Source organism: Microvirga sp. CF3016 (genome assembly GCF_036314085.1).
GTDB lineage: Bacteria > Pseudomonadota > Alphaproteobacteria > Rhizobiales > Beijerinckiaceae > Microvirga.
The window spans coordinates 1-839 of the sequence record NZ_JAYGGM010000028.1; the positions used below are offsets into that span (position 1 = coordinate 1).

The 839-nt window shown below is 68.5% G+C and carries 1 protein-coding gene; it reads right to left on the reverse strand.

Going from position 1 to position 839, the window contains the following annotated elements; genetic code table 11:
• The coding region (locus tag VB672_RS22560) for an FtsK/SpoIIIE domain-containing protein (RefSeq protein WP_329786435.1) at positions 1-839 on the reverse strand (839 nt) is incomplete at both ends.

Consider the following 839-nt stretch of genomic DNA (forward strand, 5'->3'; position numbering starts at 1 on the left):
CAGAATTTCGCGTTTCCCGGCGTGGTTTGCGGGCCCGACGATGCCCTCGTGTTCCATGCGCTCCATGAGCGAGGCGGCGCGGTTGTAGCCGATCTGGAGCCGGCGCTGGATGTAGCTCGTCGAGGCCTTCTTGTCGCGCAGCACCACGGCCACGGCCTGGTCGTACAGGTCGCCGCCCGGGGCCCCGAACTCGCCCTGGTCGAACACCGCCGGATCCGGCGCCGCCCCGCCCTCGTCCTCCTCGGCCGTGACCGCCTCGAGATACTGCGGCCGGCCCTGGCGCTTGAGGTGCGCCACCACCTTCTCCACCTCCTCGTCCGAGCAGAACGGCCCGTGCACCCGGGTGATCCGCCCGCCGCCGGCCATGTACAGCATGTCGCCTTGGCCTAAGAGCTGCTCGGCGCCCATCTCGCCCAGGATCGTGCGGCTGTCGATCTTCGACGTGACCTGGAACGAGATCCGGGTCGGGAAGTTCGCCTTGATCGTGCCGGTGATCACGTCGACGCTCGGGCGCTGCGTGGCCAGGATCACGTGGATGCCGGCGGCGCGCGCCATCTGGGCCAGGCGCTGGATCGCGCCCTCGATCTCCTTGCCGGCCACCATCATGAGATCGGCCATCTCGTCGACGATCACCACGATGTAGGGCAAGGGATCGAGATCCATCACCTCGTCCTCGTACACCGCCTCGCCGGTCTCGCGGTCGAAGCCGGTCTGCACCGTGCGGGTGATGGTCTCGCCGCGCGCCTTGGCCTCGACCACGCGGGCGTTGAAGCCGTCGATGTTGCGAACCCCCAGCTTCGACATCTTGCGGTAGCGGTCCTCCATCTCGCGCACCGCCC